This is a genomic window from Microvirga yunnanensis (assembly GCF_025460875.1).
Map to the genome: position 1 here is coordinate 33,777 of NZ_JAMXFI010000035.1, position 25,447 is coordinate 59,223.

At 59.8% G+C, this 25,447-nt stretch carries 25 protein-coding genes; 10 read left to right on the forward strand and 15 right to left on the reverse strand.

Annotated features, from left to right (window positions below; genetic code table 11):
- Positions 1-4: 4 nt before the first annotated feature.
- Together NF876_RS18320 and NF876_RS18325 are read right to left on the reverse strand one after the other, a co-directional pair.
- Positions 5-973, reverse strand: coding sequence for a carbohydrate ABC transporter permease (locus tag NF876_RS18320; RefSeq protein ID WP_262265856.1), 969 nt, complete (start codon positions 971-973; stop codon positions 5-7).
- Positions 974-1,057: 84 nt separating this feature from the next.
- Positions 1,058-2,434: an ABC transporter substrate-binding protein gene (locus NF876_RS18325; RefSeq protein ID WP_262265857.1), complete on the reverse strand. Its 1,377-nt coding sequence runs from the start codon at positions 2,432-2,434 to the stop codon at positions 1,058-1,060.
- A 156-nt stretch (positions 2,435-2,590) separates the two neighbouring features.
- Here NF876_RS18325 and NF876_RS18330 point away from each other — a divergent pair, with 156 nt between their 5' ends.
- The 4 genes from NF876_RS18330 (at position 2,591) to NF876_RS18345 (ending at position 6,370) form a co-directional block, all read left to right on the forward strand.
- Positions 2,591-3,649 carry a LacI family DNA-binding transcriptional regulator gene (locus NF876_RS18330; protein WP_262265858.1) on the forward strand — a complete coding sequence of 353 codons (1,059 nt, stop codon included), beginning with the start codon at positions 2,591-2,593 and terminating at the stop codon, positions 3,647-3,649.
- 16 nt (positions 3,650-3,665) lie between these two features.
- On the forward strand, positions 3,666-4,394 hold the full coding sequence (locus NF876_RS18335) for an SDR family oxidoreductase (RefSeq protein ID WP_262265859.1): 729 nt from the start codon (positions 3,666-3,668) through the stop codon (positions 4,392-4,394).
- Positions 4,395-4,437: 43 nt separating this feature from the next.
- Positions 4,438-5,190, forward strand: a complete 753-nt coding sequence (locus NF876_RS18340) for an SDR family NAD(P)-dependent oxidoreductase (RefSeq protein WP_262265860.1) — start codon at positions 4,438-4,440, stop codon at positions 5,188-5,190.
- A 148-nt stretch (positions 5,191-5,338) separates the two neighbouring features.
- Positions 5,339-6,370: a hydroxyacid dehydrogenase gene (locus NF876_RS18345; protein ID WP_262270125.1), complete on the forward strand. Its 1,032-nt coding sequence runs from the start codon at positions 5,339-5,341 to the stop codon at positions 6,368-6,370.
- Between the two features lie 342 nt (positions 6,371-6,712).
- Here NF876_RS18345 and NF876_RS18350 read toward each other — a convergent pair whose 3' ends face one another.
- The 7 genes from NF876_RS18350 to NF876_RS43850 form a co-directional block, all read right to left on the reverse strand.
- Positions 6,713-7,279: a carboxymuconolactone decarboxylase family protein gene (locus NF876_RS18350; protein WP_262265862.1), complete on the reverse strand. Its 567-nt coding sequence runs from the start codon at positions 7,277-7,279 to the stop codon at positions 6,713-6,715.
- Between the two features lie 17 nt (positions 7,280-7,296).
- Entirely contained in the window at positions 7,297-8,214 is a 918-nt protein-coding gene (locus tag NF876_RS18355; RefSeq protein WP_262265863.1) for a branched-chain amino acid ABC transporter permease, read from the reverse strand.
- The gene (locus NF876_RS18360) at positions 8,211-9,071 is read right to left on the reverse strand and encodes a branched-chain amino acid ABC transporter permease (RefSeq protein WP_262265864.1); all 861 of its coding nucleotides are present in this window, start codon (positions 9,069-9,071) and stop codon (positions 8,211-8,213) included. Before NF876_RS18360 ends, NF876_RS18355 begins: the two co-directional genes overlap by 4 nt.
- Positions 9,071-9,802, reverse strand: coding sequence for an ABC transporter ATP-binding protein (locus tag NF876_RS18365; RefSeq protein ID WP_262265865.1), 732 nt, complete (start codon positions 9,800-9,802; stop codon positions 9,071-9,073). Before NF876_RS18365 ends, NF876_RS18360 begins: the two co-directional genes overlap by 1 nt.
- The gene (locus NF876_RS18370) at positions 9,799-10,554 is read right to left on the reverse strand and encodes an ABC transporter ATP-binding protein (protein WP_262265866.1); all 756 of its coding nucleotides are present in this window, start codon (positions 10,552-10,554) and stop codon (positions 9,799-9,801) included. The genes NF876_RS18365 and NF876_RS18370 overlap by 4 nt, the downstream gene beginning before the upstream one ends.
- A gap of 3 nt (positions 10,555-10,557) precedes the next feature.
- A complete protein-coding gene (locus NF876_RS18375) occupies positions 10,558-11,778 on the reverse strand; it encodes an ABC transporter substrate-binding protein (RefSeq protein ID WP_262265867.1) in 1,221 nt (406 codons plus the stop codon).
- A 433-nt stretch (positions 11,779-12,211) separates the two neighbouring features.
- Positions 12,212-12,376, reverse strand: a complete 165-nt coding sequence (locus NF876_RS43850) for a hypothetical protein (RefSeq protein ID WP_444860529.1) — start codon at positions 12,374-12,376, stop codon at positions 12,212-12,214.
- Positions 12,377-12,466: 90 nt separating this feature from the next.
- On the opposite strand from NF876_RS43850, the gene NF876_RS18385 reads away from it, so the two are divergent.
- Positions 12,467-12,760: a hypothetical protein gene (locus NF876_RS18385; RefSeq protein WP_262265868.1), complete on the forward strand. Its 294-nt coding sequence runs from the start codon at positions 12,467-12,469 to the stop codon at positions 12,758-12,760.
- A gap of 864 nt (positions 12,761-13,624) precedes the next feature.
- On the opposite strand, the gene NF876_RS43165 is transcribed toward NF876_RS18385, so the two are convergent.
- From NF876_RS43165 to NF876_RS18400, 3 genes are all read right to left on the reverse strand, one after another.
- Positions 13,625-14,035 (reverse strand): hypothetical protein, encoded by a 411-nt coding sequence (locus NF876_RS43165; protein ID WP_315975050.1) that lies wholly within the window; start codon positions 14,033-14,035, stop codon positions 13,625-13,627.
- A 440-nt stretch (positions 14,036-14,475) separates the two neighbouring features.
- Entirely contained in the window at positions 14,476-15,702 is a 1,227-nt protein-coding gene (locus NF876_RS18395) for an MFS transporter (RefSeq protein WP_262265869.1), read from the reverse strand.
- 680 nt (positions 15,703-16,382) lie between these two features.
- On the reverse strand, positions 16,383-17,093 hold the full coding sequence (locus NF876_RS18400; protein ID WP_262265893.1) for an IS6 family transposase: 711 nt from the start codon (positions 17,091-17,093) through the stop codon (positions 16,383-16,385).
- A 58-nt stretch (positions 17,094-17,151) separates the two neighbouring features.
- Here NF876_RS18400 and NF876_RS18405 point away from each other — a divergent pair, with 58 nt between their 5' ends.
- The 4 genes from NF876_RS18405 to NF876_RS18420 all read left to right on the forward strand — a co-directional run bounded on the left by NF876_RS18405 (position 17,152) and on the right by NF876_RS18420 (position 19,475).
- A complete protein-coding gene (locus tag NF876_RS18405; protein ID WP_262265870.1) occupies positions 17,152-17,502 on the forward strand; it encodes an AAA family ATPase in 351 nt (116 codons plus the stop codon).
- A gap of 126 nt (positions 17,503-17,628) precedes the next feature.
- Positions 17,629-17,838, forward strand: a complete 210-nt coding sequence (locus NF876_RS18410) for a cold-shock protein (RefSeq protein WP_036356235.1) — start codon at positions 17,629-17,631, stop codon at positions 17,836-17,838.
- Between the two features lie 95 nt (positions 17,839-17,933).
- Entirely contained in the window at positions 17,934-18,560 is a 627-nt protein-coding gene (locus NF876_RS18415; protein WP_262265871.1) for a hypothetical protein, read from the forward strand.
- Between the two features lie 240 nt (positions 18,561-18,800).
- Positions 18,801-19,475 carry a restriction endonuclease gene (locus NF876_RS18420; protein ID WP_262265872.1) on the forward strand — a complete coding sequence of 225 codons (675 nt, stop codon included), beginning with the start codon at positions 18,801-18,803 and terminating at the stop codon, positions 19,473-19,475.
- Positions 19,476-19,502: 27 nt separating this feature from the next.
- Here the strand turns inward: NF876_RS18420 and NF876_RS18425 are convergent, their stop codons facing one another.
- A complete protein-coding gene (locus NF876_RS18425) occupies positions 19,503-19,961 on the reverse strand; it encodes an RNA polymerase subunit sigma-70 (RefSeq protein WP_262265873.1) in 459 nt (152 codons plus the stop codon).
- Between the two features lie 362 nt (positions 19,962-20,323).
- Between NF876_RS18425 and NF876_RS18430 the strand changes: the two genes are divergently transcribed.
- A complete protein-coding gene (locus tag NF876_RS18430; protein ID WP_262265874.1) occupies positions 20,324-21,934 on the forward strand; it encodes a sensor domain-containing diguanylate cyclase in 1,611 nt (536 codons plus the stop codon).
- 342 nt (positions 21,935-22,276) lie between these two features.
- Here the strand turns inward: NF876_RS18430 and NF876_RS18435 are convergent, their stop codons facing one another.
- The gene (locus NF876_RS18435) at positions 22,277-24,715 is read right to left on the reverse strand and encodes a PAS domain S-box protein (protein WP_262270126.1); all 2,439 of its coding nucleotides are present in this window, start codon (positions 24,713-24,715) and stop codon (positions 22,277-22,279) included.
- Positions 24,716-25,150: 435 nt separating this feature from the next.
- The gene (locus NF876_RS18440; protein WP_262265877.1) at positions 25,151-25,447 is read right to left on the reverse strand and encodes an integration host factor subunit alpha; all 297 of its coding nucleotides are present in this window, start codon (positions 25,445-25,447) and stop codon (positions 25,151-25,153) included.

Genomic DNA, 25,447 nt, shown 5'->3' on the forward strand with positions numbered 1-25,447 from the left:
ATCCTTAGCGCTCGTCACCATAATGGACCCAGTAGCGGGCGGACTGGAAGGAAAGCGTTGTCGCCAAGCCAATGATAGCGACGAGAACCCAGGCCATGGCTGAAGCATAGCCCATCTGGAAGTTCGTGAACGCCTGTTCGTAGAGGTAGAGCGTGTAGAAGAGCGTCGCGTCGGCGGGCCCTCCTTTGCCACCGCTGATGATATAGGCGGGCGTAAACGCCTGGAATGCTCCGATGATCTGCATCACAAAGTTGAAGAAGATGATCGGGGTCAAAAGCGGCAGCGTGACACTGAAGAATTTGCGCACCGGACCGGCGCCGTCGACTTCCGCCGCATCGTAGATATCCTGCGGAATCTGCTTCAGGCCGGCCAGGAAGATGACCATAGGTGACCCGAACTGCCAGACGGCGAGAGCCACTAGGGTATAGAGCGCGTAGTCCGTGCTCGTGATCCAGCTCGGCCCGTCGATTCCGAACTTCAGAAGAATCTGGTTGATGATGCCGTCATAGGCGAAGACCTGCCGCCACATGATGGCCACGGCCACACTGCCGCCGAGCAGCGAGGGAAGATAGTAAACCGATCGATAGAAGCCCAGGCCCTTCAGGCCGCGGTTAAGCAGCATCGCGATCCCGAGGGCAAAGGCCAGTTTCAACGGCACTGAAAGGAACACATAGGTGAACGTGACGCGCAAGGACTGATAATATCGCCCATCCTCGGCGAACATCTTCACGTAGTTGTCCAAGCCCAGCCATTGCGGCGGCGTGAACATATCGTAGCGGGTCAGCGACAGATAGAACGATGCCAGGATCGGGCCGAGCGTCAGAAACAATAGGCCGATGAGCCAGGGCGCCAGGAACAGAAAGGCGGCGCCGTTCTGACGCGCATTGATCCCTACAGCCTTGTGCCGGCGCGGGCGCGCTTCGGGCGCCGTGGCAGAATCAAGCGAAGCTGTCTCGGATAGGGTCGTGCTCATGACGTATCTTCCGCTGAGACCACGGGCGCGGAATCGGGCATGTCCACGCCGCGCCCCCTTGCATCGAAAACTGTACTGCAGGGCCTACTTCTTGAGCCGGACGCTGACTTCGTTGATGAACTGCTGAGCGGCCTCTTTGGGTGTCATCTTGCCGAAGGCGACGCCTTCATTGGCGCGCGTCAGCATGCCCGTCATTCCCGGAACGCCCGGGTACCGGGGCGGCGCCGGATCCTTCTGCAACAGATCGAGATAGGAAATGATCTTGCGATCCGCATCGCTTCCTGAAGCAGCCAGTGCGTCGCGACCGGCTTTAGAGCAAGGGATCATGCCGCTGTTGGTGTAATAGGTCTTGGCACCCTCCGGATCGAAGTGCATGAAGCGGATGATGTCGATGACCTGCTTCTGGTTCGGGGATTTTGCCGACAACGTGGTCGAGTTGCCGGCATAGCAGTAATGACGCTGCTTCATCTCCCCGCCTCTGAAGCCGTTCGGCATCATGTGGAGAACGAAATTGTCCTGTGACAGGGCCTGGAAGCCGACGAAGCTGTCCGTCAGCGTGATGTTCATCGCGGCTCGTCCTGCGACGATCCCGGCCGTGCTCGGATCGTCGTTGCCGGCAAGGGCCTGAACGTCACCGGGCGGCGTGGCCTTCGTATCGCGCATCATCTTCCAGTATGCATACCAGGCTTCCATATCCTCAAGGGCGAATCCGAGCTTGTGATCTGGCGTGAACATCGACTTGCCGCGGCCGCGCAGGAAAATGTCGCACGGAATATAATTGCCGCCAGCGTCCTCGACGCCCCAGAACCGTGGCCCCAGAGCTTTGCTGAGAGCCGCGGAGGTTTCGGCCAGGTCCTCCCAGGTCCACATCTGATCCGGGACTTTGATGCCGGCCTTCTCGAATGACGTGGCATTCGTGATGATGGTGGGCCCGATCGCATCATTGGGGATCGCGTATTGCTTGCCGTCGAACTTGGCGGCGTTGACGGCACTTTGCAGATAATCGGCCAGATTGATCGGATTCGGTACGTAGGCGTCGAGAGGCGTCGTGACGCCCCGCCGGGCATATTCGGCTAGCAGATCGACGTTGACACTGAACATGTCCGGGGCATTGCCGCCGGCGGTCTCAGTCGCGATCTTGTCCGTGAAGGCGCCGAAGTTGGTGAACTCCGGAACGATCTCGACACTAGGATTCTGTTCCGAATACAGTTTAAGGACTGCTAGGGTTTGCGTCAGCTGCTCCTGTGACTCGACGTACCCGGCGAAGCGCACACGCACCTTTGATTGTGAGAACGCTTTAGTCAGCGGCAAGCTGGACAATGATGCGCTGCCTAGCAAAGCGGCGCTGTGGCGGAGTACCTCTCGCCGATTCATCCGTATCGACATCTCTTCCTCCCTGTGAGCGAGCCATCTGCGGGCTTCGTTAGTGAAACGTAACACAAGAAGCTGCCGATGCGTCAACTGCAAAAATGCTCACTGCAGCGCCCAACAATTGCATGTTGCTGCTACTTTGTATCGTGATCCATCCTTTGACAATGGAACTAACCTAGCCTATCGGTAAATCGTTGCAGTGCACTCGTCTATGATGGGGTCCGCAACGGACGAATGGACAAATCGATGGCTGGCATTCACGAGGTCGCAAAAAGAGCTGGGGTTTCGGCGAGCACGGTCTCCAATGTGATCAACGGCCGGCACGACAAGATGCGCCCTGAAACCAAGCGCCGCGTCCTCGAAGTGATCGAACAGCTCAAGTATACGCCGAACATCGCCGCTCGGCAGCTGAAGTCCGGCCAGAACTGCAGCATCGGCTTGATCATCCCATCTGTGGCGAACCCGTTCTGGGGTCTGGTCGCGCACCACGTCGAGCGCGCCGCCCGGCAGCGTGGCTATAGGCTCATGATCTGCAATGCCGAGCGGGATCCAGATGTGGAGACGCGGTACGCCGAAGCGATGCTCGGCTCAGGCATCACTGGCATCATCCTTGGATCGTCGCCCCTGTCGTTCGATTACCTGTGTGACCTGACAGCGCGCGGCCTCAAGGTCGCTGCCTTTGATCAGCGCGTAAACGAGACCAGAGATGTCATCACCTGCGGCGTGAGCGTTGATCATGAACTCGGTGGCGCCCTAGCGGCCCAGCATCTGATCGGGCTTGGACACAAGCGCATCGCGACGGTGTCCGGTCCGATCAGGACCAACAGCCGCATCGGGCGGATCAATGGTGTGAGGATGGCGATGGCCCGTGCGGGACTGTCGCTGCGCGACGACATGATCTGGCAGGGCGGCGGCGTTGCCGGCTTCGGCGATCTGGAGGGAGCGGAGCTCGGGCGGATGGGCGTGCGCGAGTTGCTGAGCCGCGACGATCCGCCGACCGGAATCGTGGCTATCAACGACATGTACGCGCTCGGGGCCTATGCAGGCGCGCGCGATCTCGGTTTTCGCGTCCCGGAGAATATCTCGATCGTCGGCTTCGATGACATCGTTCTCGCCGAGATCGCTCAACCCGCTCTGACGACAATCCGTCAGCCGGTCCCGGCCATGACCGAGATGCTCGTCCGTATGCTCGTCGCGCACGTGGAAGGCTCGGTTCAGGCGGATGAGCCCGCCTTTATCGACGTCACGCCGCAACTGATCGTGCGGGCATCGTCGACCGCTGCACGGATCTTACAACCCGCATAAAATGAGGAACGGATGGATGGTTCGAGACATCACCGGGCAGACGGTTCTCATCGCCGGCGCAAGCAGCGGTATGGGACGCGCGACGGCCCTGGCGGCAGCCGCAGCCGGGGTCAATCTCATTCTGCTCGGACGCAACACCGACCGGCTTGACGAGACGCTTACGTCCGCTCGATCCGCAGGCCGGCAAGCGCGGGTCTCGTCTGTCGTCGCCGATGCCTCCGACGCGGACGTTCTAGCCGACGCCCTTAAAGGCATCGATCTGACAGCGGTCGACGTGCTGATCAATTCAGTCGGCACGAATCTCATGGAGCGGACATTCGATCAACTGACACCGGACTCTTGGGCAGCGATGATTCAGGCCAACCTGACGGCTGCGTTCAATCTGTGCCGATGTTTCGTGCCTCCGATGCGCCTGCGGGGAGACGGGTTGATCATCAACATCTCGTCGGTCGCGGCGCGAAAGCCGGATCGCTCGGGCGCTGCCTACCAGGCTTCGAAAGCCGGCGTCCTCGCCCTGAACCATGCCATCATGGAGGAGGAATGGGCGAACGGCCTGCGCACGACGGCGATCCTGCCCGGCATGACCGATACGCCGCTGCTCGATCGCCGGCCGTCTCCCGTGAGCACCGAGGTCCGGAGCGCGGCGCTGCAGCCCGAAGACGTCGCCGAGGCCTGCCTGTTCGTCATGCGACTGCCCCGGCGGGCTCATGTTTCGGAACTCGTGATCCAGCCCAGCCGACGCTAGGCGAAATGCTCTTTGCCTCTCACTGCAAAAGGACCAGAAAGCGATGGATTTCACAGGAAAGGTCGTCCTCGTCACCGGGGGCGCATCGGGGATCGGCGGCGCAACCACCCGCGCGTTCGCGGATGCTGGAGCCAAGGTGGCATTCACGTACATGACCAGCGCCGAGGAGGCGGGAGCGATCGAGGCGGCGTACAAATCGCAAGGTAAGCAGGTTCTGGCCTTAAAGGCGGATATGACAAAGCCTGACGAAGTTTCCGAGGTCGTCCAGCGCACGGAACACGACCTTGGACCCATCGATATTCTGTTCGCCAATACGGGTGGGCTGTTGAAAAGGAGCCGGTGCGTCGACTCGACGCTGGAACTCTGGCAGGAAGCCATCAACCTGAACATTCTGAGCACATTCCTGGTGGTGCAGGCCGCTCTCCGCTCCATGGAACCTCGGCAATCCGGCTCGATCGTCCTGATGTCGTCTCTCGCCGGCTTCGACGGCGGCGGCCATGGGGCTTCGCATTACGCTGCCACCAAGGGCGCAGTCGCCACGCTGGTGCGGTCGCTGGCCAAGGAAGTTGGCCCTCTCGGTATTCGCGTCAACGGGGTCGCGCCGGGGCTCATCGGCACGCGGTTCCACGACACGTTCAGCACGCCGCAAGGCCGCGCCGAGTCTGTCGCCAGGACGCCGCTGCGGCGTGAGGGAACACCGGAAGACGTGGCCGGCACGGTGCTCTATCTGGCCTCGGAGCAGGCCGGATACGTGACAGGAGAGGTCGTCCAGATCAACGGCGGCACAGGTTTCTAGCCGGAGAAGAGAATGAAGACGCGGTCGCCGAGGTCAGACTGGACGACCGGCGCAGGCCGGGACCCGACGAGCAGCCCCGATAATATCTAGCGAGAACCGTTCAATTGCCGCTGGCAGGACGGTCAGCCAGGGACAGGGAGAGTGACACATGAACAGCGTGAGCGAGTCGCCAACAAGCAAGCCAACGGTTGTGATCCTGCTGACGCCTGACATGCGGGCAAAGCTTATCCCCGCATCCGCCGAGAAGCGGCTGGCGGAAGTTGCGAATGTTCGCGCACCTCGAGAGGGCGAGCTCACCGCCGAGAACCTGACCGGCTTGGTCCATGGTGCCGTGGCGGCGATAACCGGTTGGGGAACTCCGCCCCTCGACGAAGGCCTTCTGGCGCATGCGGCATCGTTGAAACTGGTCGCCCATGCGGCCGGCAGCGTTCGGCACCTTATTCCCTTCACGGCCATCGAGGAGGGACGACTCCAGGTCACGCACGCCGCAATCCATATCGGCGAAGCGGTGTCCGAGTTTGTGATGGCGCAAGTCCTTGCCTTCCTGCGCCATCCCGCGGAACTCGCGGCCGGAATGCGCAGCAACGAGCCCTGGTTCGACCTTCGCTCCCGCCTGCTCGGACGGCTCCTCGGCGAGCAGACGGTGGGCCTGCTCGGCGCAGGCTATATCGGGCGCATGATGATGCGCCTGTTCCGCGCGTTCAACGCTCGGGTTCTCGTCTATGACCCTTATCTCACGGAGTCCCAAGCTCGTGAGATGGATGTGGAACTGTGTGACCTTGATGACCTCTTGCGACGGAGCGACATCGTCTCTCTGCACGTACCCTCGCTACCCGAAACACGGCACCTGATCGGGACGGATCAGCTTGCCTTGATCAAGGACGGTGCCCTGTTCATCAACACGGCACGCGGCGCCATTGTAGACGAACAGGCCCTTATCGCAGAGTTGCGCAAGAATCGGTTCACAGCGGTGCTCGATGTCTATGAGAAGGAGCCTCTGCCGCACGATAGTCCATTGCGCACGCTTCCAAATGCCATCCTGGCGCCGCACGCGGCCGGGCATAGTCACGAGACCTATCTGCGCCAGGGCGCAACGGCTGTGGATGAGGTCTGCAGGATGCTCACGGGTGAGCGGTATCGATATGAAGTGACAAAAGACGCACTGGCGACTATGGCTTGAACAGAGTTCTGTCACCAGTGTGGCTGGTCAGCCAGCAGGTGTGAAGCAGGGCACATCGCAATCAGTCCAATCGGCATTCTACCGCATCATCCCAAAGCGGGGAGTGTGACATTCCTAGTTTGCGGGATCAGGACATTCTAACTTTGCGGCAACAAGGTCCAAGACCAGTAACAAACATTATGGAACTTAAATGCGCAACTGAATGGGCCTCAGATTGCCCTCCAAGTTGGCAGCATGCATACGCGCCGATGCATTCTCGTCAGCATTTCTGGCAGATGGCAGGCCAATCCCAGGTGGTTCAAAGAAGCGCCATGATGGTCCGCCAACTGACAGACTGGCTTCCTAATTGGATGCGACTGACGGGACAGAACCGGACAAACTAGGTTCCTCCACAACCTCAACCTGTAGCACATCGTTGAAGCGGTTGAAGGCACCACACAAGGCGATACGCCAAGTGAGTTCCACAATCTGAGCCTCGCTGAAATGCGTCCGTAGCCGTTCGAACATTGCGTCACGGATGCGGTGCCAATTGCTGGTGACTGCGATGGAGTATTCCACCACGAGTTTGTCGACATCGGTCAACTCGGGGTGACTCTGCCAATCAAGGAGTGCCTGTGCGCCGTCGCGCGAGATCCCCTCCACTTCAAGCTTGGGGCCATGCTGCGCCACACAGAAGTCGCACTGGTTCACCAAGGAGACCGCTACAATGGCTAACTCCAGATAGCGCTTCGGGAGCACAGCCTCCGTCGAAAGCTGCGTGAGCAGTCGCCAGGTGTGCTCAAAAATCGGCAGTCGGTTGGCCATGACGCCAGCCTGATTTTCGAAGGGACCATAAGTCACCATGCGGTCCCAGAGTTCACGCAGGTGCTCAGGCAGATCCTCTCGGGTTTTGACGGGTGCGCGTGCCATAAGGAGTCTCCAGAATGTCAAGTTGATGTGGAGGAACGGATTTCTGCTTCCGCAGAGCGGGGTTCTTTCCCGAAACCGTTCGGCTTGATGATGAGCAGAAGGACCAGCCCTCCTCCCACGAGGATCAGACGAACTGCTGCAAGTTCGCTGCTACCGAGATGAGGCACCCAATCCACGAGGAACCGGCTGCCCTCCAGCACCAGAATGAGCGTGAACGCGCTGATCAGGACGCCGCGATTGCTGCCGCGCCCGCCAATCACAACCGCCATGAACGCATAGGCCGTAATGATGGGGCTAAACTGCGTGGGATCGATATACGTGTAGTAGAAAGCGTGCAGACTTCCTGCAAGGCCGAGAATGGCCCCGCCCACTGCGAACACCTTGAAGCGTACTGTCAGGACGGACTTCCCCAAGGCCTCCACCACAGCGGGATCCTCTCGAGTGGCTCGCACCAAGCGGCCGAACGGCGAAAAGGCCAGAGCCTGCAGTGCACCATAGACGAGAGCCACGGCTATAAGCGTGAAGGCCAGGAAGGCCCTATCCACCAGGTGTGCCGGCACCAGTCCCTGAAAGGGACGCTCAATGCCGGCGACGCCGAGCGTACCCCTGGTGAGCCATTCCTCGTAACTTATGAAGAGGCGCAGACATTCTGCGAAGCCGAGCGTGACGATTGCCAGGTAATCCTCAGACAGCCGCACGGAGATCAGACTGACGAGCGCGCTGAGGAGCGCCACACCGACCATAGCGCCTACAAGCGAGACAAGCGGCGGCACACCCTGCACGGTGAGCAAGCCGCATATATACGCACCCAGCATATAAAAGCCGAACAGACCGAAGTTGACCAGCCCGCCCATCCCCCATTGCAGGTTGAGGGCTAGCCCAGTGAGAGCCGTAATGGCCACAAGCGTGAGAGTGGCAATGAGATAGGCTGTCATCTTGTGACCCAACGCGTTCCGAACAGCCCCCAGGGCCGTACCAGTAGCAACGTGGCCATGATCAGAAAGGCGACGATCATGCGATAGTGTGGCGCCATGACAAGGGTCGCCAACTCTTCGGCAATGCCGATCGTCAACGCACCAGCCACGGCCGCCATAGGGCTCGCGATGCCGCCGAGAATGGCAGCAGTGAAGACAGGTAACAGGTAATTCCACCCCATCTGCGGCTCAATGTTGGCATCGAGTCCGACCAGCACGCCGGCAATCGCAGTGAGCACACCCGAGATGATCCAGACGCTGGCCACCACTTGCCCTCGACTGATGCCACGTACGGCTGCCAGATCAGGGTTGTCGGCGACAGCCCGCATGGCCCGTCCGAGGCGAGTTAAGCGGAAGATGATCCACACCAGCGCCAACGCTGTCAGTACCGTGATGAGGATTGTGAGTTGTTCGTAGTTAAGGCGAAGGCCGCCGAACCGCAGCGGCCGCGCGACCGCAATGTCGAAGCTACGTGGAGAATTGCCGGCAAAGAGGCGAACAAGGTTCTCAAGCGCGATTGCCACCCCCATGGAGGCGACCAGGAGCGTCACGCCCGAACGGTTGCGAAGCGGGCGGTACGCCAGGTAGTCGATAGCCACAGTGAGCGTGGCAAGCCCAAGTGCACCAATGCTGGCCGCGATCCACAAAGGCCATCCGAACAGGACATTGAACAAATAAACAAGGTACGCGCCACAGGTAAGATAAGAGCCGATCGCATAGTTGGCGAAACGCAGCACACTGAAGGACAGGGAGAGGGCGAGCGCCGGCAGCGACAGCAGCAGGCCGGTGACCACGCCGTTGAGAAGAAGTTGTAACATCAAACTCCTCCCAGATAGAGCCGGCGGATGTTCTCATCGGCCAGGATGTCCGCTGCGCCTGCCGCCAGACGCAATTGCCCGGCCACCAGCACGACACCGTTGTCGGCAACGCCCAGTCCCAAGCGGGTGTTCTGTTCGATCAACAGCAGAGTGACGCCTGAATCGGCGATGCGGTGGATGATTTCAAACAGCAGTTCCGCATTGCGCGGGGAAAGACCAGCGGATGGTTCATCAAGCGCCAGTACCGTCGGATCCGGCATCAGTGCGGCCGCCATCGCCACCATCTGCCGCTGCCCGCCGCTGAGGTGCCCCGCCGCGGTACCGAGCTTCGGGCGAATCTCTGGGAACAACCTAAGCACCTCTTCCAACCGGCTGTCGAAGACGGGACCTCCGCGTGGCGCAATAAACTCATGACCGATGCGCAGGTTCTCGAGCACCGACATGTTGCGGAAGACATTGGCTTCCTGTGGCACATAGGTCAGGCCTCGTCGCGCTCGCTCCGACGCTCCGAGGGCTGTGACGTCCTGGCCGTTCAGCAGGATTTGGCCGGACAGAGGCCGCAACAGTCCGACAGCGGTTTTCATCAAGGTCGACTTGCCGGATCCGTTCGGCCCGATGACCACCTTCCGCTCGCCCTTGCGAAGGGTCATGCTAACTCCGTGCAAGATTGGCTGACCACCATAGCCGGCATGAACTTCGCGCAATACGAGTCCTGTTGCGTCCTGGCTCATGGCTGGCTTCCCAAATAGGCAGAAGCCACTTGCGGATTGTTGACCACGTCGTCGAAACGACCCTCCGTGAGCACCCTCCCCTCGGCCAGCACGTAGACGTGATCGCAGAGGGAGCGGATCATATCCATGTTGTGCTCCACCATGCCGAAGCTCATGCCCTCCTGCTGCAGGGTGCGGATGAATTCGGTGATCTCGCTGATGCGGGTCGGGTTAACGCCCGCGCTGGGCTCGTCCAGCAGCACAATGCGTGGGTCGAGCATCAGCGCCCGGCAGAGCTCAAGCAGCTTCTTCTGCCCGCCCGAGAGCGCTCCGGCGGGCGCATTGGCAAGGCGCCAAAGGTCCACACGCGCCAGCAGGTTGCGGGCCTTCTCGATCGCAACTTCCTCAGCGGCCCGCATGGCCGAGCGGGAGAACAGAGCGCTGAACACCCCCTCGCCTGGAGCCTTGGGGCGCGCCAGCAGCACGTTCTCCAGCACACTGAGAGCCGCCAGTTCCCTCGAGAGCTGGAAGGTACGGGTCAACCCGTGTCGCGCCCGCCACGCGGGACCGTGTCGGGCCACAGACCGCCCCTCGAGCAGCACCTCGCCCGAGGCGGTCTCCACTGCTCCAGCCAAAACACCGAACAGTGTCGACTTACCGGCCCCATTCGGACCGATGATCCCGGTCACGAATCCCGCTGGCAGTCGTACCGAAGCGCCATCCAACGCCTGGAAGCCCCCGAAGACGACCCGGACGTTCCGTGCTTCGAGCATGGGCTACCGGATCTCGCCGACGAGCTTACTCACCCCATTCTCAATCCGGAAGTGGCCGTATGTCAGGTTAGTTTGATCGCCGTTGGGTGCGAAGCGGAAATCGGAGGCCGCACCTGAATAGCGGAAGGCCTTGCCTTCGCGAATGGCCTTCAGTGCCTCGGCCGGCTCCCCAATGGAGGGAGCATCCGCATTCACGAGTCCGGGAAACTCACGTCCAAAATCGAGAGCATTGGTACTCTTCGCCTTTTCCATGGCCAGCGCCAGCATCACGATCTGGTCGAACACCTGCCCCCCATAGGTTGCGACGGTGCCCTCAGGTTTGTTGACCTGCTTGAGATAGCGGCTATAGGCGGCGGATTTCGCTATCGGCACGTGCTGGGTGTGGACGATGCCCTCAGCGACCTCCTTGCCCACGTTCTCGACGAATTTTCCGTTGCTGTCGGCTGCGTTGCTGTAGGCATAGACGGTGCTGTCATAGCCGCTGCGGAATGTCTCTTTCGCAATGGCGCTGAGCTCATTCACATAGGCTGCCACGAAGACGGCATCAGGCTCCTTGGAGAAGATCCGCTCCACCTCGACGCGGTAGGAGGGTTGATTGGGGTTGAAAGCCACCTGATCGAGCACCGTGCCACCAGCCTCGGAAAAGGCCTTGCGGAACGGCTCGATCGTGCTGAGGGTGAAGGGGGTCTGCAGCACCATGATGGAAGCTGTCTTGATGCCATCCTTCGCCATAGCCTTGGCAAAGGCCGCTCCCCAGTCCTTGCCATTTGTCTGGAAGCGCCACACAAGCCCCTTGTTGTCGCCTTGGGTGATTTCGTCGGCGGATCCGACTGTCGTGAGCGCCACACCCTTCTCAACCGCAATTGGTTTAACGGCCAGAACAACCGCGCTGCTCCACACGCCCGAGATGGCGACCACTTTGTCTACATCGATGAGCTTGCGGGCCGCTGCCACACCGGAGGTCGGAACCGACTCGTCATCCGCGGCCACGAGTTCGAGCTTCCGGCCCAGAACCCCACCCGCATCGTTGATGACCACGGCGGCAGCGCGAGCCGCCTCCTCGATCTCCTTACCGTAGGGACCTCCGGTGCCAGTGAATGGTGCTAGGATTCCGATGCGGATGGGCTCGTCATTTGCCTGCGAGGAACTGGAGAGGCCGAACACGGAGGCGACTAAGAACGAAGCCGCGACAACAACGCGGCGGGAAGGGCCAATCGTGGGCATACTTAGCCTCCTGTATGGCTAGCGGCTCAATCCCGCATCCGGCGAGAAGCGCTGCCTGTTGCGCGCGAACGCGGATTAACACTCTGCTCATGGCTCGTCGGAGACAGGCCCGAGCTAGCTAAAATGGACCGGGTTGTTTGTCAAACAATTTGTTCGTTATTGAGAACGCAGGCTGCAATATCGAAGGGCTTGCTCAGTTGGTATCTCTTCACCTTGGCCGTATGTGAATCAAAGCCGAGGTTGCCCTGATTCTGTCGCAGATGTCCCCATTGTTAGGTCGATTAAGATGCTACTAAGGCATAACAGCCCCCAGGAATTTCCGCTCCTCAAAGCACCCGTGCATCCCTACATGCCGCATTGCAACAAGAGCGATGTTCGCTGGTCGTGGTGACCAGCCACCTGCTGGGGGAACTCCATGTTCGTTACTTACATCCTATCCAAGATCCGCGCCTAGAATCTCTATCGCCAGACCGTGCGGGAACTGTCGGAACTGTTGGATCGTGAACTTGCCGATCTGGGCATTGTCCGTTTCGATATCGCCCGCGTCGCTCGCGAAGGCCCCTTCGCGTAAGCCGCCGTACGGCGTAGGGTCAAGCAATCGCCCGCCTCTCCGGCGGGCGTTCGTCGTTTGAGCTTGAATGCGTCGCATTATGCAATGCTCTGAATTAGTCTGTTGGAAGCCCTATTGATGCCAGCACCCAAGAAGCCGACAAGCATCCGGACGTCGATCCACTTCGACCCTCCTACTCTGGAAGAGGCAATCTTCGCCGCGCAGGGCCTGACCGATGTCAATGATGACCACGCCGCTGTTGCCGCGAGCCTGATGGGGTGGTTGCCCGAGGCGGAGGTCAAAGCCGCACTTCTGACAATCAGATCCGCCAAGACCCAGATCTCTCGCCGCCTGTCCGTCCAAGTGCAATCCACGACGCGCCGGACACCAGTCGTGGTCGAGCGCAGAGTGTCTCGAACTTCGATGCGCTGAGGGCTCGTCCCGTCAGGAGCATTCCTGGCCAACCATCACCCCTGCTTCTGCTCACCTTATCGAGACGCTGGATGGAGGCGCCGCTTCCAACGCTCAGAGCGCGGAAGTTGCGCGGCTTTGGCCAGTCGCTTCGTCCGCCTGCGCTGAAGCGCTGCCGCTGAAGGCGGTATCGAAATCTCAAGCGCCACTGGTTCTGGCACCCGCTCCGGTTGTGATGTTGATTCAGACTGCATCGCCCGTTCAACGGCTCCGGGCTTCTTCTGCCGAGGCTTCCGCTCCTTCTTGGAACGTTTACCCGGCGCTGCCTGAAGCTCGTGGATGGGCGCCTTATCCTCGCGAGCGGCAGATGTGTCAGCCTGTGACACCGCTCCCACGATTACCAGCACAGCCAAGGGTGACTCTACTGGGGCCTCTGATGAGGCTGCAGGCCAATCGAGTTCCATCTGCTCCTGATTGTCGTCCTGTAAAGAACGCTGGCGGCCGACAGGCTCCGGGCTGTTCCAAGCAGGCTCGACGATGCTCGGTAGAATGCGAGGAGCAGGAGCTGACTCTTTCATCGCTTGAGCGTCTTCCTTCTGGACGAGTTCGGCTGGCTCAACCGATGTCAGCTCAAACAGGCGCTTGGGCGGAAGGTGAGGATGCTGACTCTGAACGCGGGGTTTCTTGATCTCGACAGAAAAGGGCTTGGTGTTCCGCTTCATTTCATATGCTGACTATAAGATGGGAAAGATCGTGACCGAGGATATTGTGCGAAGAAGGGCGATATTCATGGCACATAAGATGCGGCACTTGAAGTTTGCAAGAGGTTAATCAGTTCTCAGACAACTTTTGCGCCACGACTTCTTCAGAGCACTCCTTGAGCAATTAACCCATATCGCGGATGTGCCAGTAGCGTTGTTGGGGAGCTGATCTGGCGAACTTGCAGATTGTCACATCCATGCAGCCTCCCCTGGCTGGTCGAGTTCGGTTGCTTGAGCAGACGCAGGACCTTTGGACTACGCTGCCAGTTCCGCGCGCGTCTGTGATCTGGAACAGGTAGAACCCGTTGAACCGCACCCCGGCCTGGGCGGCGCGGTTCTCGAAACCCGCAGGGCTCATGTCCAACGGCCGCAGCGCCCGCTCAAATCTCCACTCGTCCGGAACAAGAAATCCGGGCACCGGACGATCCTCCGGCACGGCACAGACGAGATCCGGCCGCCGCCGGTTGCGGAACAGGTTGTAAGTGCATTCCCGCGCGGGTGCTCTGGCTGGAGCCAGGAACTGAATGGATGACATGAGGATCCCCGAAGCTGGCACCGTCATTAGAATCTTGGTGCACAGCATCTGGAACATGCCTTACCCCAGGCAGAAGGGATTTTGTATCACTCTTGTGAGGTATCTGGGGCAAGTGAGATCGTCAGAAGCATGGGCTTTCCTGCCCACGTCAGCAGAAGTCAAAAAGGCCCCGCCGTGAGGCGACGACAATCTCGTTCGATGATTATCCCAGCGTGTCGGAGGATGGCGCTACGCTCTTGCCCGAGCGGGAGCCAGAAAGGTTCCTGGACCACCGGCCGCAATTGTCGCGCTGGTTGAGGCGACCAGGATGTCAGCGCATCGGTGCCGGTCCTTGTCCCTCAGGCCAACAGGCCACCGGGCTTACCTAAAACGGCTCGATGACAACCTCATGACGCCGCTCTGACTGGCTTTTGCCGGTAGCCATTACTCAATGGCCCGCATCATGCGGCCCCCACGCGGGCGTCATCCGGCTCTCTTTTACGCTCGGTGAAGAGCGTGAGCACGACCGTGAGTGCCATGAAAAGTGCGGAGATGATGAACACCCAGCGCGGCAGGCCTTGGTCCATAAGCCAGCCGAACAGCAGTGGGCTCAAGATGCCGCTGAAATTGAACCCAGTCGAGACAATGCCGAAGGCGCGCCCTGCCCCGCCCTCTGGCGCGGCCTTACGGACAAGCATGTCGCGCGATGGCGCGATCATCCCGCCAAGAAAGCCCGCGATGGCCATGGTCGTCGTGAGCAGCGTAGACGGCAGCGCTACCAATGCAATCAACAGTAAGACTGCAGCATTGATGGCAAAGCAAAACACAGCGACGTGGGAGTGTCGATCCGTGCGATCGGCCAAGAACCCGCCGGCGAGTACGCCTATCGCGCTTGCCGCAAGATAGGCCGTCAGTGCGACATTGGCCGTCGAGAATGAGGCGCTAAAGCCATTCATCAGCGCCACGACGCCGAAACTGCTGATGCCGGAGGTGGAAAGGCCGAGCAGCATGAAGAAGATGGTCAGCATGATGAGCACCGGCGTGATGATGGACTGCTGCAATGTGTGGCCACTTCCAGCCTTCCGGCGATTTGCCCCTGCCTCCGGAACACCGAATACCAGCAGCAAAACCGCCACGAGCGGTCCGACCACACCGCATACTACCAGTGCGGTGACGCCGCCGAGCGATGTCATCAGCGCCGCAACAATCATGGGTGCCATCGCACCGCCGAGATAGCCAGCAAAGGTGTGGATCGAAAAGGCGCGGCCCATCCGTGCCCCATCCATATGGGCGTCGAGAATTGCGTAGTCCGCGGGGTGGTAGACGCTATTGGCGAGTCCGAGCAGAATCGCACTTGTGATCAGGATTGGGTAGCTCAGATGTATTCCGATGAGGGCCAGCGAGGCCCCGCCAAGGCAAAGCCCTAGCAGAAGAATCCTGCGCGCGCCAAAGTGATCAACCAGATAGCCCACTGGCGCCTGGGTGAGCGCTGAGACAACTGCGAACACTGTCAGCGCAAAGCCCAGATCAATATAGTCGATGTTGAGAGCCGTCTTGAGAAACGGAAACAGCATCGGCAACACAAGCATATGAAAGTGACTGACCCAATGGGCCGCCGAGATCAGCACGAGGGTGCGCAGCCTGGCATCGCTCTTGGTTCGCCGAGATGGGGTGACAACATCGACCATTGCAGAGGCTCCGGTTACCTTCAGGTGTCAAGTTCTGGATGAGTGGTTATCCGGCGTCCAGGCAGAAAGCTGTGTCACCTTCAGAGACTTGGCTCAATCACTGATGCACGCTTCTAGGGCAGCTGAGCACAGAGAACAACAGCAGCAATTGCCGCCGATGCAGCAGCGGCCGTCAGCAAGAGATCGATAGTCCGCAGCCTTTGACGACAGGTCGCTTCATCAAGACAGGGCGCAAGGACGGGGTTTCAAAGCAATGCGCTGCTGACTGGGGCATGCGGCGCCTCCATTAATCTGTCCTGCGGCTGGTGTCCAATTGTCGCTGAGGCGCCAATCCGAGCCGTAGACGCTGCCGTGCTCGCATCCCGGATCTGCGATGCAACTGCAGAGGATCTGGGATGGTCCTGCTTCTAGGATAGAGCTGAGAGAGTAGGCCTGACTTGGTCCTGGCGAGAAACGTGAGTGTTCGAGATCAACGAGGCCGGGCAAGGGAAGCGCCTCGTGCAGGGCAGAGGCGCTTCCCTTCCAGGGAGATCCGGCCCCCCAGCCGTTCCTTCAAGGACGCGACCAATATGCCTGATGTGCAGCGCTTTGGCTGTATCGAAACGAGCACAGGTGCCGAACAACATGGGGCACCGTCAAGTTATCGGAGAAGGATCGACTAATCCTCGTTCGAGGCTGGATCAGGCGACAGTCACGGCGCCGGTTATCTCGGCCCAGGCCTGGAACGCCCGAGCGCGGGCAAGGCGACGATCAGCGGCACCGGTGTTAGCAGGGTGGCGGAAGAGGTTTGCCACTTGATCATGAACCGAAAGGAAGCGTTGGGCCTGACCAGCTGACTTGAAGCGCTTCATAATCCGCTCTCGCCGTCGGGAGGGCTGATGGCTGTTCTCGGCACGATTGTTCAATCCGCGGTGTTGGCGATGCTCGACACCGGGCATGATCTCTCGCTTCGCCACGCCATAGCTGGCAAGTTTGTCGGTGATCATCACCCGCGGTGCGACGCCTTGCTTCTTGAGCAGCTTGCGCAACAGGCGCTTGGCGGCTTTTGTATCACGGCGGCTCTGAACCAGAATGTCGAGCACGGCCCCGTGCTGATCGACAGCACGCCACAGCCAATGCTTCTTGCCGGCGATGCTGATCACTACCTCGTCGAGGTGCCACTTGTCTCCGATATCCGGAATACGCCGACGGATCTGGTTCGCGAAGCCCTGACCGAACTTCAGGGCCCATTGCCGCACCGTCTCATGGCTGACCAGGATCCCTCGGGCGGCCAACATCTCCTCGACCATCCGCAGGCTCAACGGGAATCGAAAGTAGAGCCACACAGCGTGGCTGATCACTTCCGCCGGAAAGCGGTGACGGACATAGCGGGGATGACGGGTCGGTTCTATCCCCCGATTGTGCTTAGGTTCAGTCACTGTCGCGTTAACCTGACGGTGCCCTCAGATCGTGCTAGCCCATGCAGCTCTGCACATCTGCCGGGCTCCGAAGTCGAACTTGGTATGCCGCGGCATTGGACAGGCGATGGCCTATGTGCAATCCGCTCCTCCGATCCCAGTGCCGTTGCACCTACGCGACACCCACTATGCCAGTGCGAAGACGCTTCATAGCTATGGCGGGTATGTGTTCCCCCACGACGATGCGAAAGGATGGGTGGATCAGGAATATGCGCCAGGCATCGCAACTGGCCAGTTTTACCAGAGCGACAGCCGTGGCCCGAACACCTTCGAGGGGCGAGCTGATCAGTTCTGGGCAGACGTCACCGGCCAGGAGCAGCCGCGGCATCCGAAGAAAAGTTAATCCTAATCTCGTCACGTTATTGCCATGGTTCCCCTGCCCAACTAGCCTCCTTCGGGTGACGGACCTGTCACAGGGGGCGGAATATGACGCTCCGCTAGAGGAAACGACTAGAGACTAGGGACGAGAATGGCGACTGGCACGGTTAAGTGGTTCAATGAGACCAAGGGATACGGCTTCATCCAGCCGGATAATGGCGGCAAGGACGTGTTCGTTCATATTTCAGCCGTAGAGCGTGCAGGCCTTCGCAGCCTGCAGGACGGGCAGAAGATCTCCTACGAGATTGAACAGGACCGTCGCTCAGGAAAAGAGTCCGCGACGAACCTGCAGCAGGTCTAAGACCCTTCACGTTTGCGGATTGCTCCGCCTTCACAACAAGCCGCTCCGTTTCGGGGCGGCTTTTTCCATTGCGCCTGCCGCAATGGAGATCCCCTATGCCAGAAACACCGCCTCATGCATTTCTCCGCGACGAGCGGTTCATCAACGAGCACCGCAAAGTGTTCGTGATGTTCATGGGCCGGGACGGCTACTCGGAAGAAATGTCCACCGAGGAGTTCCCTCGCTTGCAGAAGACCGTCAAACTCGACGCCTGCCCGCTCGCCTACCTTCGCCTGCAGCGCACCGGCTCCCGTTTCGCCCTCGACCGGCGCAAGAAGGGGAGATTGCAGAAATCTACCATAAAGCAGGGGAACATGCGTATTACGGCTACTGCATTGCGCTTGGCGTCAAGCCAGAGTGATTGGACCTTGCCGCTCATCGCTCTACCAATCTCCTGCGGTGGGCTATTTAAGCTAAAAGCCGAAACTTACCGCCCACCACTGGGAGGAGTCGCAGTGACCACCCGTCTTATGGAAATCCTCGATCGCGATGCCGCTGTCATGAGAGCCAAGATGGCTGAAGTCATGCCGGCTGCCGACGGTGAAGTACGGCAGGCTCGGGAGTTGATGATTTTGCTCCATACAGGGCTCTTCGTCATCCAGCGAGATGAAGGCAGCACTGCCGAGGAGTTGCGGGAGTTCGCCGGTCAAATCCTCGACCGGACCCGGATTACCAGGCAGTAGCTTCGAAATGTTCCTGTGAGTTCCCTACGATTGAGCACGGTGCGAAGCCGCTGGTAACCCTGCTCATCTATCGAAAATGCTTGGCAATCATCGTAATGATCGGCATTCGGCACGGTAAAGGGAATATTTCGCTACCTCTGGAGGCATAAGGCGTTCAGCGCTGTGCGGCTCCTCCTGTTCAGCGTGGGCTTATATTTACACCCCGTAGCTGCCTGGGCCGGGCTCGGGGTGCTCCTGTTCTTGCGTCTGACTAAGGTTCACTCTGTTCTGCTAATCTATGATCTGACAGATCGGGCAGCGCTGAAGCATGTCCGCACCCTCGCGACTAAACGTGCCCATATGCTTTCGCCCGACGAGTATGGGAACATCTCCGAAGTGGCCTGGGAGAAGCACCTCAATACGTTCATCAAGAAGACGCTTCTGCCAGAGTTTCAGCGCAGGAAGATTGAGCATCTCCTGGCACAAGACCCAAAGAGGCACGCCGGCCGCCTCAGAACGCGCATCAACCGGATCATTGATAGACACCAGCCGGCCAATCCAGCGATCGAATTCGATGAGGCAATGACTGGCAGGGAGTTTGAGCTCTACTGTCGGGACGTCCTACACGAAGCGGGCTGGCATGCAGCGCTCACTCCCGGATCAGGCGACCAGGGTGCCGATATCATCGCCGAGAAGGACGGTAAACGCGTTGTCATCCAGTGCAAGTTTTACAACGGGACTGTCGGCAACAAGGCTGTTCAGGAAGCCTATGCCGCTGCGGCCTTCCAGGATGCGCCTTATGCTGTGGTGGTCACAAACTCGGTCTACACCAAATCCGCCCATCAACTCGCCTACAAGAACGGCGTGCTGCTGATGCACCATACTGATTTAGAGCGGCTTGACCTGATCGTCACCAGCGGGGCAGGCTCCCGCTGATACAAGATTCCATTTAGTCGTTCAGGATCATAGAAAATCTTCGATCGACAGCTGTGCAGTGTTGCGCGTTTTCGGCTTCGGCTTCTTTGGCGCTTCCTCGGCATTCGCAGCAACCGGCTGCTTGCGCGGGATGGGCGTATCCTCGGATTGCATGCGCTTCATGCGAGCCTTCGCCTCGTCTCGCGATTGGGCTTCCTCAGACTGCGGATCTTCCGTCAGCCATTTGCCGCGCTTGACCACTTCATTCACCCGACCCTGATTGATCCCGAGCTGAAAGGCGATCTCCTGCTGGGTCATGTCCGTAGTGCCATGAAGCTCGAGGATTTTGCGGGCGAGCTCCGGGGTCATCTTGCGCCCGAACACCCGACGAGCCGGTGCGATCGACCTCGTCTTCTTGTCTTCCTTGCGCATCTTCTCGAGAATGGCCAGGGCCATATTCATGCCTTGGGCGCGCAGGGCTTCTTCGAATTGCTTCAGCGTGGTCAAAAGAGAGACTCCTGAACTCCTGCCCCGATGCATGTACACCGGTTCAGACTGACTTTTGAACGACGAAGAGGTGGTAAACGGACCGCCAGCCCCGCACGGCTACCGGGAAGGTCTGCCGAGTTAAGGCGGCCGAAAACAGAATAGAGTCCATGATTCGCGTTTTTCAAGAGCAAGGGCGAACTTGGTTGTTGATTTGTTCCGACGATGGTTCCAACGCGGCCCCTGACTGCCCACTCTCTTAACCGTTCCCTATGGAGTTCCTTGAGAAGATGGCATAGCCGCTTGTATGAGATCACGAGAGCGGCGCTCTGCTGATTTGAAAGTTGTAACGGGCCTACCAGAAGCCCTGAATTGAAACAGTCATGTTGAAGCGTTTGAATTTAAGAACCGTCGTCGCCATTTCCGGTGCAGCCCTCGTCATCGCTATGGCCAGCACGATGAGCATCGTTGTGGGAGCTCGGTCCGAGCGGCACTTCGAGCGCGAGATCGGCCGAGCCTTGTCTGAAACAGCCTTTCAGATGGCCGACAAGCTCGACGCCGATATGGCATCCCGCTCCCGCCAGGTCGGCGTGCTGGCCAAGGTCAGCACCGTCCGGGACTGGACCGAGGCCCAGAAAGTCGTCGATGAGTTGCAACTGAAGGACCCCAGTCTGGCCTGGATCGGCACCATCAACACGGATGGCATCGTCACCGCCTCCAGTGGCCGGATCCTGCTTGGCGCCAACGTGTCGTCCCGCCCTGTCTTCCAGGAAGGCATCAAAGGGCACTTCATCGGTGACGTGCACGAGGCCGTACTGCTCGCAAAGCTCCTGCCGAACCCAAGCGGCGAGCCGATGAAGTTCGTCGACGTGGCAACTCCCATTCAGGATAACACAGGCAGAACCCTCGGGGTCCTGGCAACTCATTTCTCCTGGGGCTGGGCCCGAGAGGTGCAGGATAGACTTCTCCGCCCGGCCCAGGAGCGGCTCGGACTGGAGACCTTCATTGTCGGCGCCGACGGCACAGTTCTCCTGGGGCCCGCAAACATCATTGGACGGCCGCTGCCGGTTGAGAGCTTCAAACTAGCTCAGTCCAAAGGATCCGGCTGGGTGATTGAGACTTGGCCGGATGGCCAGCGATACCTCACCGGCTATGCTCGTGGTGCCGGTCAAGCCGATTACTCCGGCCTCGGGTGGACGATCCTCGCCCGTCAGCCACTTGCAGCGGCCTACGAGAATGCGGACGATGCCCGCCGCGAGATATTCCTGTGGGGTGTCGGCTTTGCAGCGCTGTTCAGCGCACTCGCCTGGTTCGCGGCTGGACTAATCACGCGGCCCCTGCATGCCATTGCCGACGCAGCTGTGCGCCTGCGGCAGGGTGAACCGGGCGTGGAGATCCCTTATCTCGGTGGAGCAGCAGAGGTGGCAGACCTCTCGACCTCGCTCCGAGACTTGGTCGCGTCTCTCGACAAGACTCAAAATGCCCTGTCGAAGATGGAAGACGCCGCCTACCACGACACGCTCACCGGACTGCCGAACCGGCGCATGCTCGACGAGTACCTGGGGAAGCTAGTCACCGATACTCCTGCTCCCGACTTTGCCCTCCTGAGCCTCGACCTCGATAAATTCAAGCCGATCAATGACAGCTTGGGGCATCATGCCGGAGACATTGTGCTGAAACAGGTCAGCGCCCGCATGCTCTCCTGTCTGCGGAGCAACGATGTAGTTGCTCGCATCGGTGGCGACGAGTTTGTCATCATCGTGCATACGGAAGCTGGCACGTCGGCTCTGGGGCTACAGGAAATCGCCGAGCGCCTGATCAAGGCCGTCAATGAACCGATGCTGCTTGCCGGCAAAGCCGTCCGGGTGGGCTGCAGCATCGGCATGGCCGATGGGATGATCCCAGGCGAGAAGCTTCAGGACATGCTCGACCGGGCGGACCGGGCCCTCTACCAGGCAAAACAGCAGGGACGGAATTGCGCCGTGGCTGCTTGAAACCCAAGCAGAGTAAGCTTCCTGCAAGCCAGTTAGGGAAGAAACCCGATGTCCTTCCATCCGGGAGATCGCCCTTCGGGATGGCGCGTTGGACAACTTCCTCCCAAACTCGGGCCGCTGGTTTCCAGCGGCCATTCTTCTGTTTGGGATGGGGTGACGCCGACCGGTCGGGTCACCTTGAGCGGTTGCTCGCAGCGAGCACAAGAGACCGCACGGCCGGTCGGCGTCGCAGCCTCGGGGTACTGTGTCAGTGCGAGCTGAGACAGGGCAACGCCGTATTCGTCAGCCTACTCGGGTTTGTGACAGTTTCAGGGCCCGCGCAGTGGTGCCTGCTCTGCGAGATTACTCCTCTGCCGCCTCGGCAAGCTCCTCTTCCCGAACCACCTTCAAAGTGAAGTGAAACGTGGTCCCTTCCCCAGGCGCCGAGTCGGCCCAGATCTTTCCGCCATGCGCCTCGATGATCGTCCGGCAGATCGACAGGCCTACGCCCATGCCGGTCTGCTTGGTGGTCGTGAACGGGGTGAACAGCCGCTCTTGGACGGAAGGCGCCAGGCCGGTCCCGGTATCTTTGACGCTCAGCCGTACCATCGACCCCTCGTCTTCCACCTCTGCCTTGATGGTCAGCTCACGCTGCTCGACGTCCTGCATAGCCTCCATGGCGTTGCGAACCAAGTTAAGCAGAACCTGCTGGATCTGGACCCGGCTGACGAGCACCTTGGGGCTTTCATGAGGAAGATCGAAGTCGACTTTGATGCTCTTGTCCTTGGCGCCAGTCAGCGCAAGCGCACTCGCCTCTTCGATCAGCTTGCGCAGATCCTCGACTTCTTGATCCGTTTCCCCACGGGCCACAAACGCCCGCAGGTGCCGGATCACCTCTCCCGCGCGCAGGGCTTCTTCCGCAGCGCCTTCGATCCCCTGCCTAAGCATCGGAACGTACTCGCCGTCCATCCGGTCCAAGATCATGCCGCAGCCCTTTAGGTAGCCTGTGATCGCCGTCAGCGGCTGGTTGACCTCGTGCGCCAGGGTTGATCCCATCTCACCCATGGCGGAGAGCCGGGACATGTAAGCCAACTCGGATTGCAATTCTTGCATCCGCTTTTCCGTATACTGCCGGTCGGTCAAGTCGCGAATAAAGGCAGTAAAGAAGAGCTTCCCCCCCGACTCCATCTCGCCAAGGTGCACCTCCATCGGGAACGTTGAACCGTCCTTGCGCTGGGCAACTGCCACACGGCCACTTTCCGTGATCCGGCGTTCGCCGGTCTGCCGGTAGCGGTGCATGAATCCCTCGTGGTTGTCCCGGTACGGCACCGGCATCAGGTACTTGACGCTGGTGCCGATGATCTCCTCAGGCTCGTAGCCGAACATTCTCACGGCTGCTGCACTAAACGAGGTGATGATCCCCCTCTCGTCCGACACCACCATGGCGTCCGGCACCGTCGCCAGGATCGATTGCAGGTGAGCGGTCTGCCGGAGCAGGTCGTCCTGGCTGCCGCGAAGGGCTTCTTCCGCGACAACATGGTGGGTGACATCCTGAGCGATGCCGACCTTGCGGGTGGGTCTTCCATGCTTGTCGACGAGGGTATGACCTAACGATGTAATCCAACGCTCCTCACCAGTGTCGGCTCGGATAATCCTAAACGTGTTGGTGAAGGTCAGGCTGTCACCCGGTTGATTCCGATAAGCACTCCCTGTAACCCGCTCCCGATCATCCGGATGGATCCGATCGAGGACGAGTTCTTGGGTGATTGTAGCGTCCGGCGCAAAACCGAACAGCTCCCGCGCTTCGGCCGTCCACTGCCGCTCGCCGGTGAGCGTGTTGAGGTCCCAGATCCCAAGGCCAGTGGTCTCGATCGCCAGGCGCAGCCGCTCCTCGCTCTGGCGCAGGCTCTCTTCAACATGCTGCAGGCCCGTGATGTCGCGGGAGATAGCCAGCAGCCCATACGGTTTGCCGTCGCTACCTAGGATTGGCGTGACCATCACGTCCCACCACTTCGGGGTGCCGGCGAGCGTCGGGCAGAAGCCGCGGAACCGCCCGGTGTCGCCGAGCTTGGCCCGAAGTACAGCTCTGCGGGCGTCATCAGCCGTTGGTCCTGTCCAGAAGTCGAGCCAATCACAGCCCGCGATATCAGCAAAGGCTCCCACCTCCATCGCCCGGCAGCCGCCTTCGCTCATGAAGCGCAGGCGGCCCTCCAGATCGAGAACCTTGATGCAGTCCTCAGAACTGGCATGCAGCTGATCCAGCATCTCGGTCTTCTCAGCGAGTTCGCGCTCGGCGTTGCGCAACTTCATCTCGCGCTGAATGGAGCGGGCCAGCGCCAGCAGGGTTCGCTCCTGCACCTGGGAGAGCCCTTCCGGGCGAGGCTCACGATCGACAACGGTCAGGGTCCCAACAGGAACACCGTTCCCATGCCGTAGGGCGATGCCGGCGTAGAAGCGCAGCTGCGGCTCTTCCGTGACAAACGGGTTGTGGCGAAACTCTGGATGCTCCCTGAGATCGGGGATAACTGTCAGGCCCGGCTGTTGGATCGTGTAGCCGCAGATCGAGAGATCCGCCGGAATCTCAGCGGCATCGAAGCCGATCCTAGCCTTGAACCAATGCCGGCCTTCAACCATGAAGCCAATCGATCCCATGGGTGCCTGACAGGCCTGCGCGGCGATCAGAACGGCATCATCGAAGACGGCCTCGGGAGGAGTGTCGAGAATGTTCAGATCCCGAACGGCAGCCACCCGATTGGTGTTGGCAGGCCCAAGGATGCTGCTGCTGAAGCTGCTGATCGCCATCTTGGAATGCTGCCCCGACCCTTACACGTGTTCTATCCGTTGGAGGTAACGCGTCTGGGGCGATAGCAAAGAGGCCGGTGTTCCGCAACGTAAACGCCGATGCAACTTATGACCAAGCTGAGCACAGGGAGGTTTAGATAGCCTTCTAGTCAGTAAAGTCGACTTTGTTCTCGTTATGTTTGCTGCAATGTTCCCGAATTACGTTAAGAGAATACGTAGTCTGCTCACGGCCAAGCTTTCGGGTTTCCCTTATTGCGCCAAGTAACCGACTGGTTCATCTTCCGACGCATTGAAGCACGGCACATTTTCAAACGGCGATTGCAAAAACAACAATAGTTTTACGTACTTACCGTAGGGGCAAATGCGGGGGCTGACGGGTCGCGAACTCGGTCAAAAGACCGGGCGCGGCCCTTTTCTTTTACGGACTAGGATAGTTCAAGACGTTCCGTTGACGTGGTCTTTGAGAACATGCGACGGGCTGAAGGTGATTGCCCGCCGGGGCTCGATCGGCACCTCGACCCCAGTTTTTGGATTGCGGCCCACGCGTTCGGCTTTGTCCCGCACCGTGAACACTCCGAAGCCTGAGAGTTTGACGGGCTCTCCTCGGACCAGAGCGTCGCTGATCTCTGACAGCACCTGCTCCACCAGCGCGGAAGCTTCATGCCGGGGCAGGCCTGAGGCCTCGTAGACGGCATCGCACAGGTCTGCCCGGGTCACCGTGTTTCCGGCCAT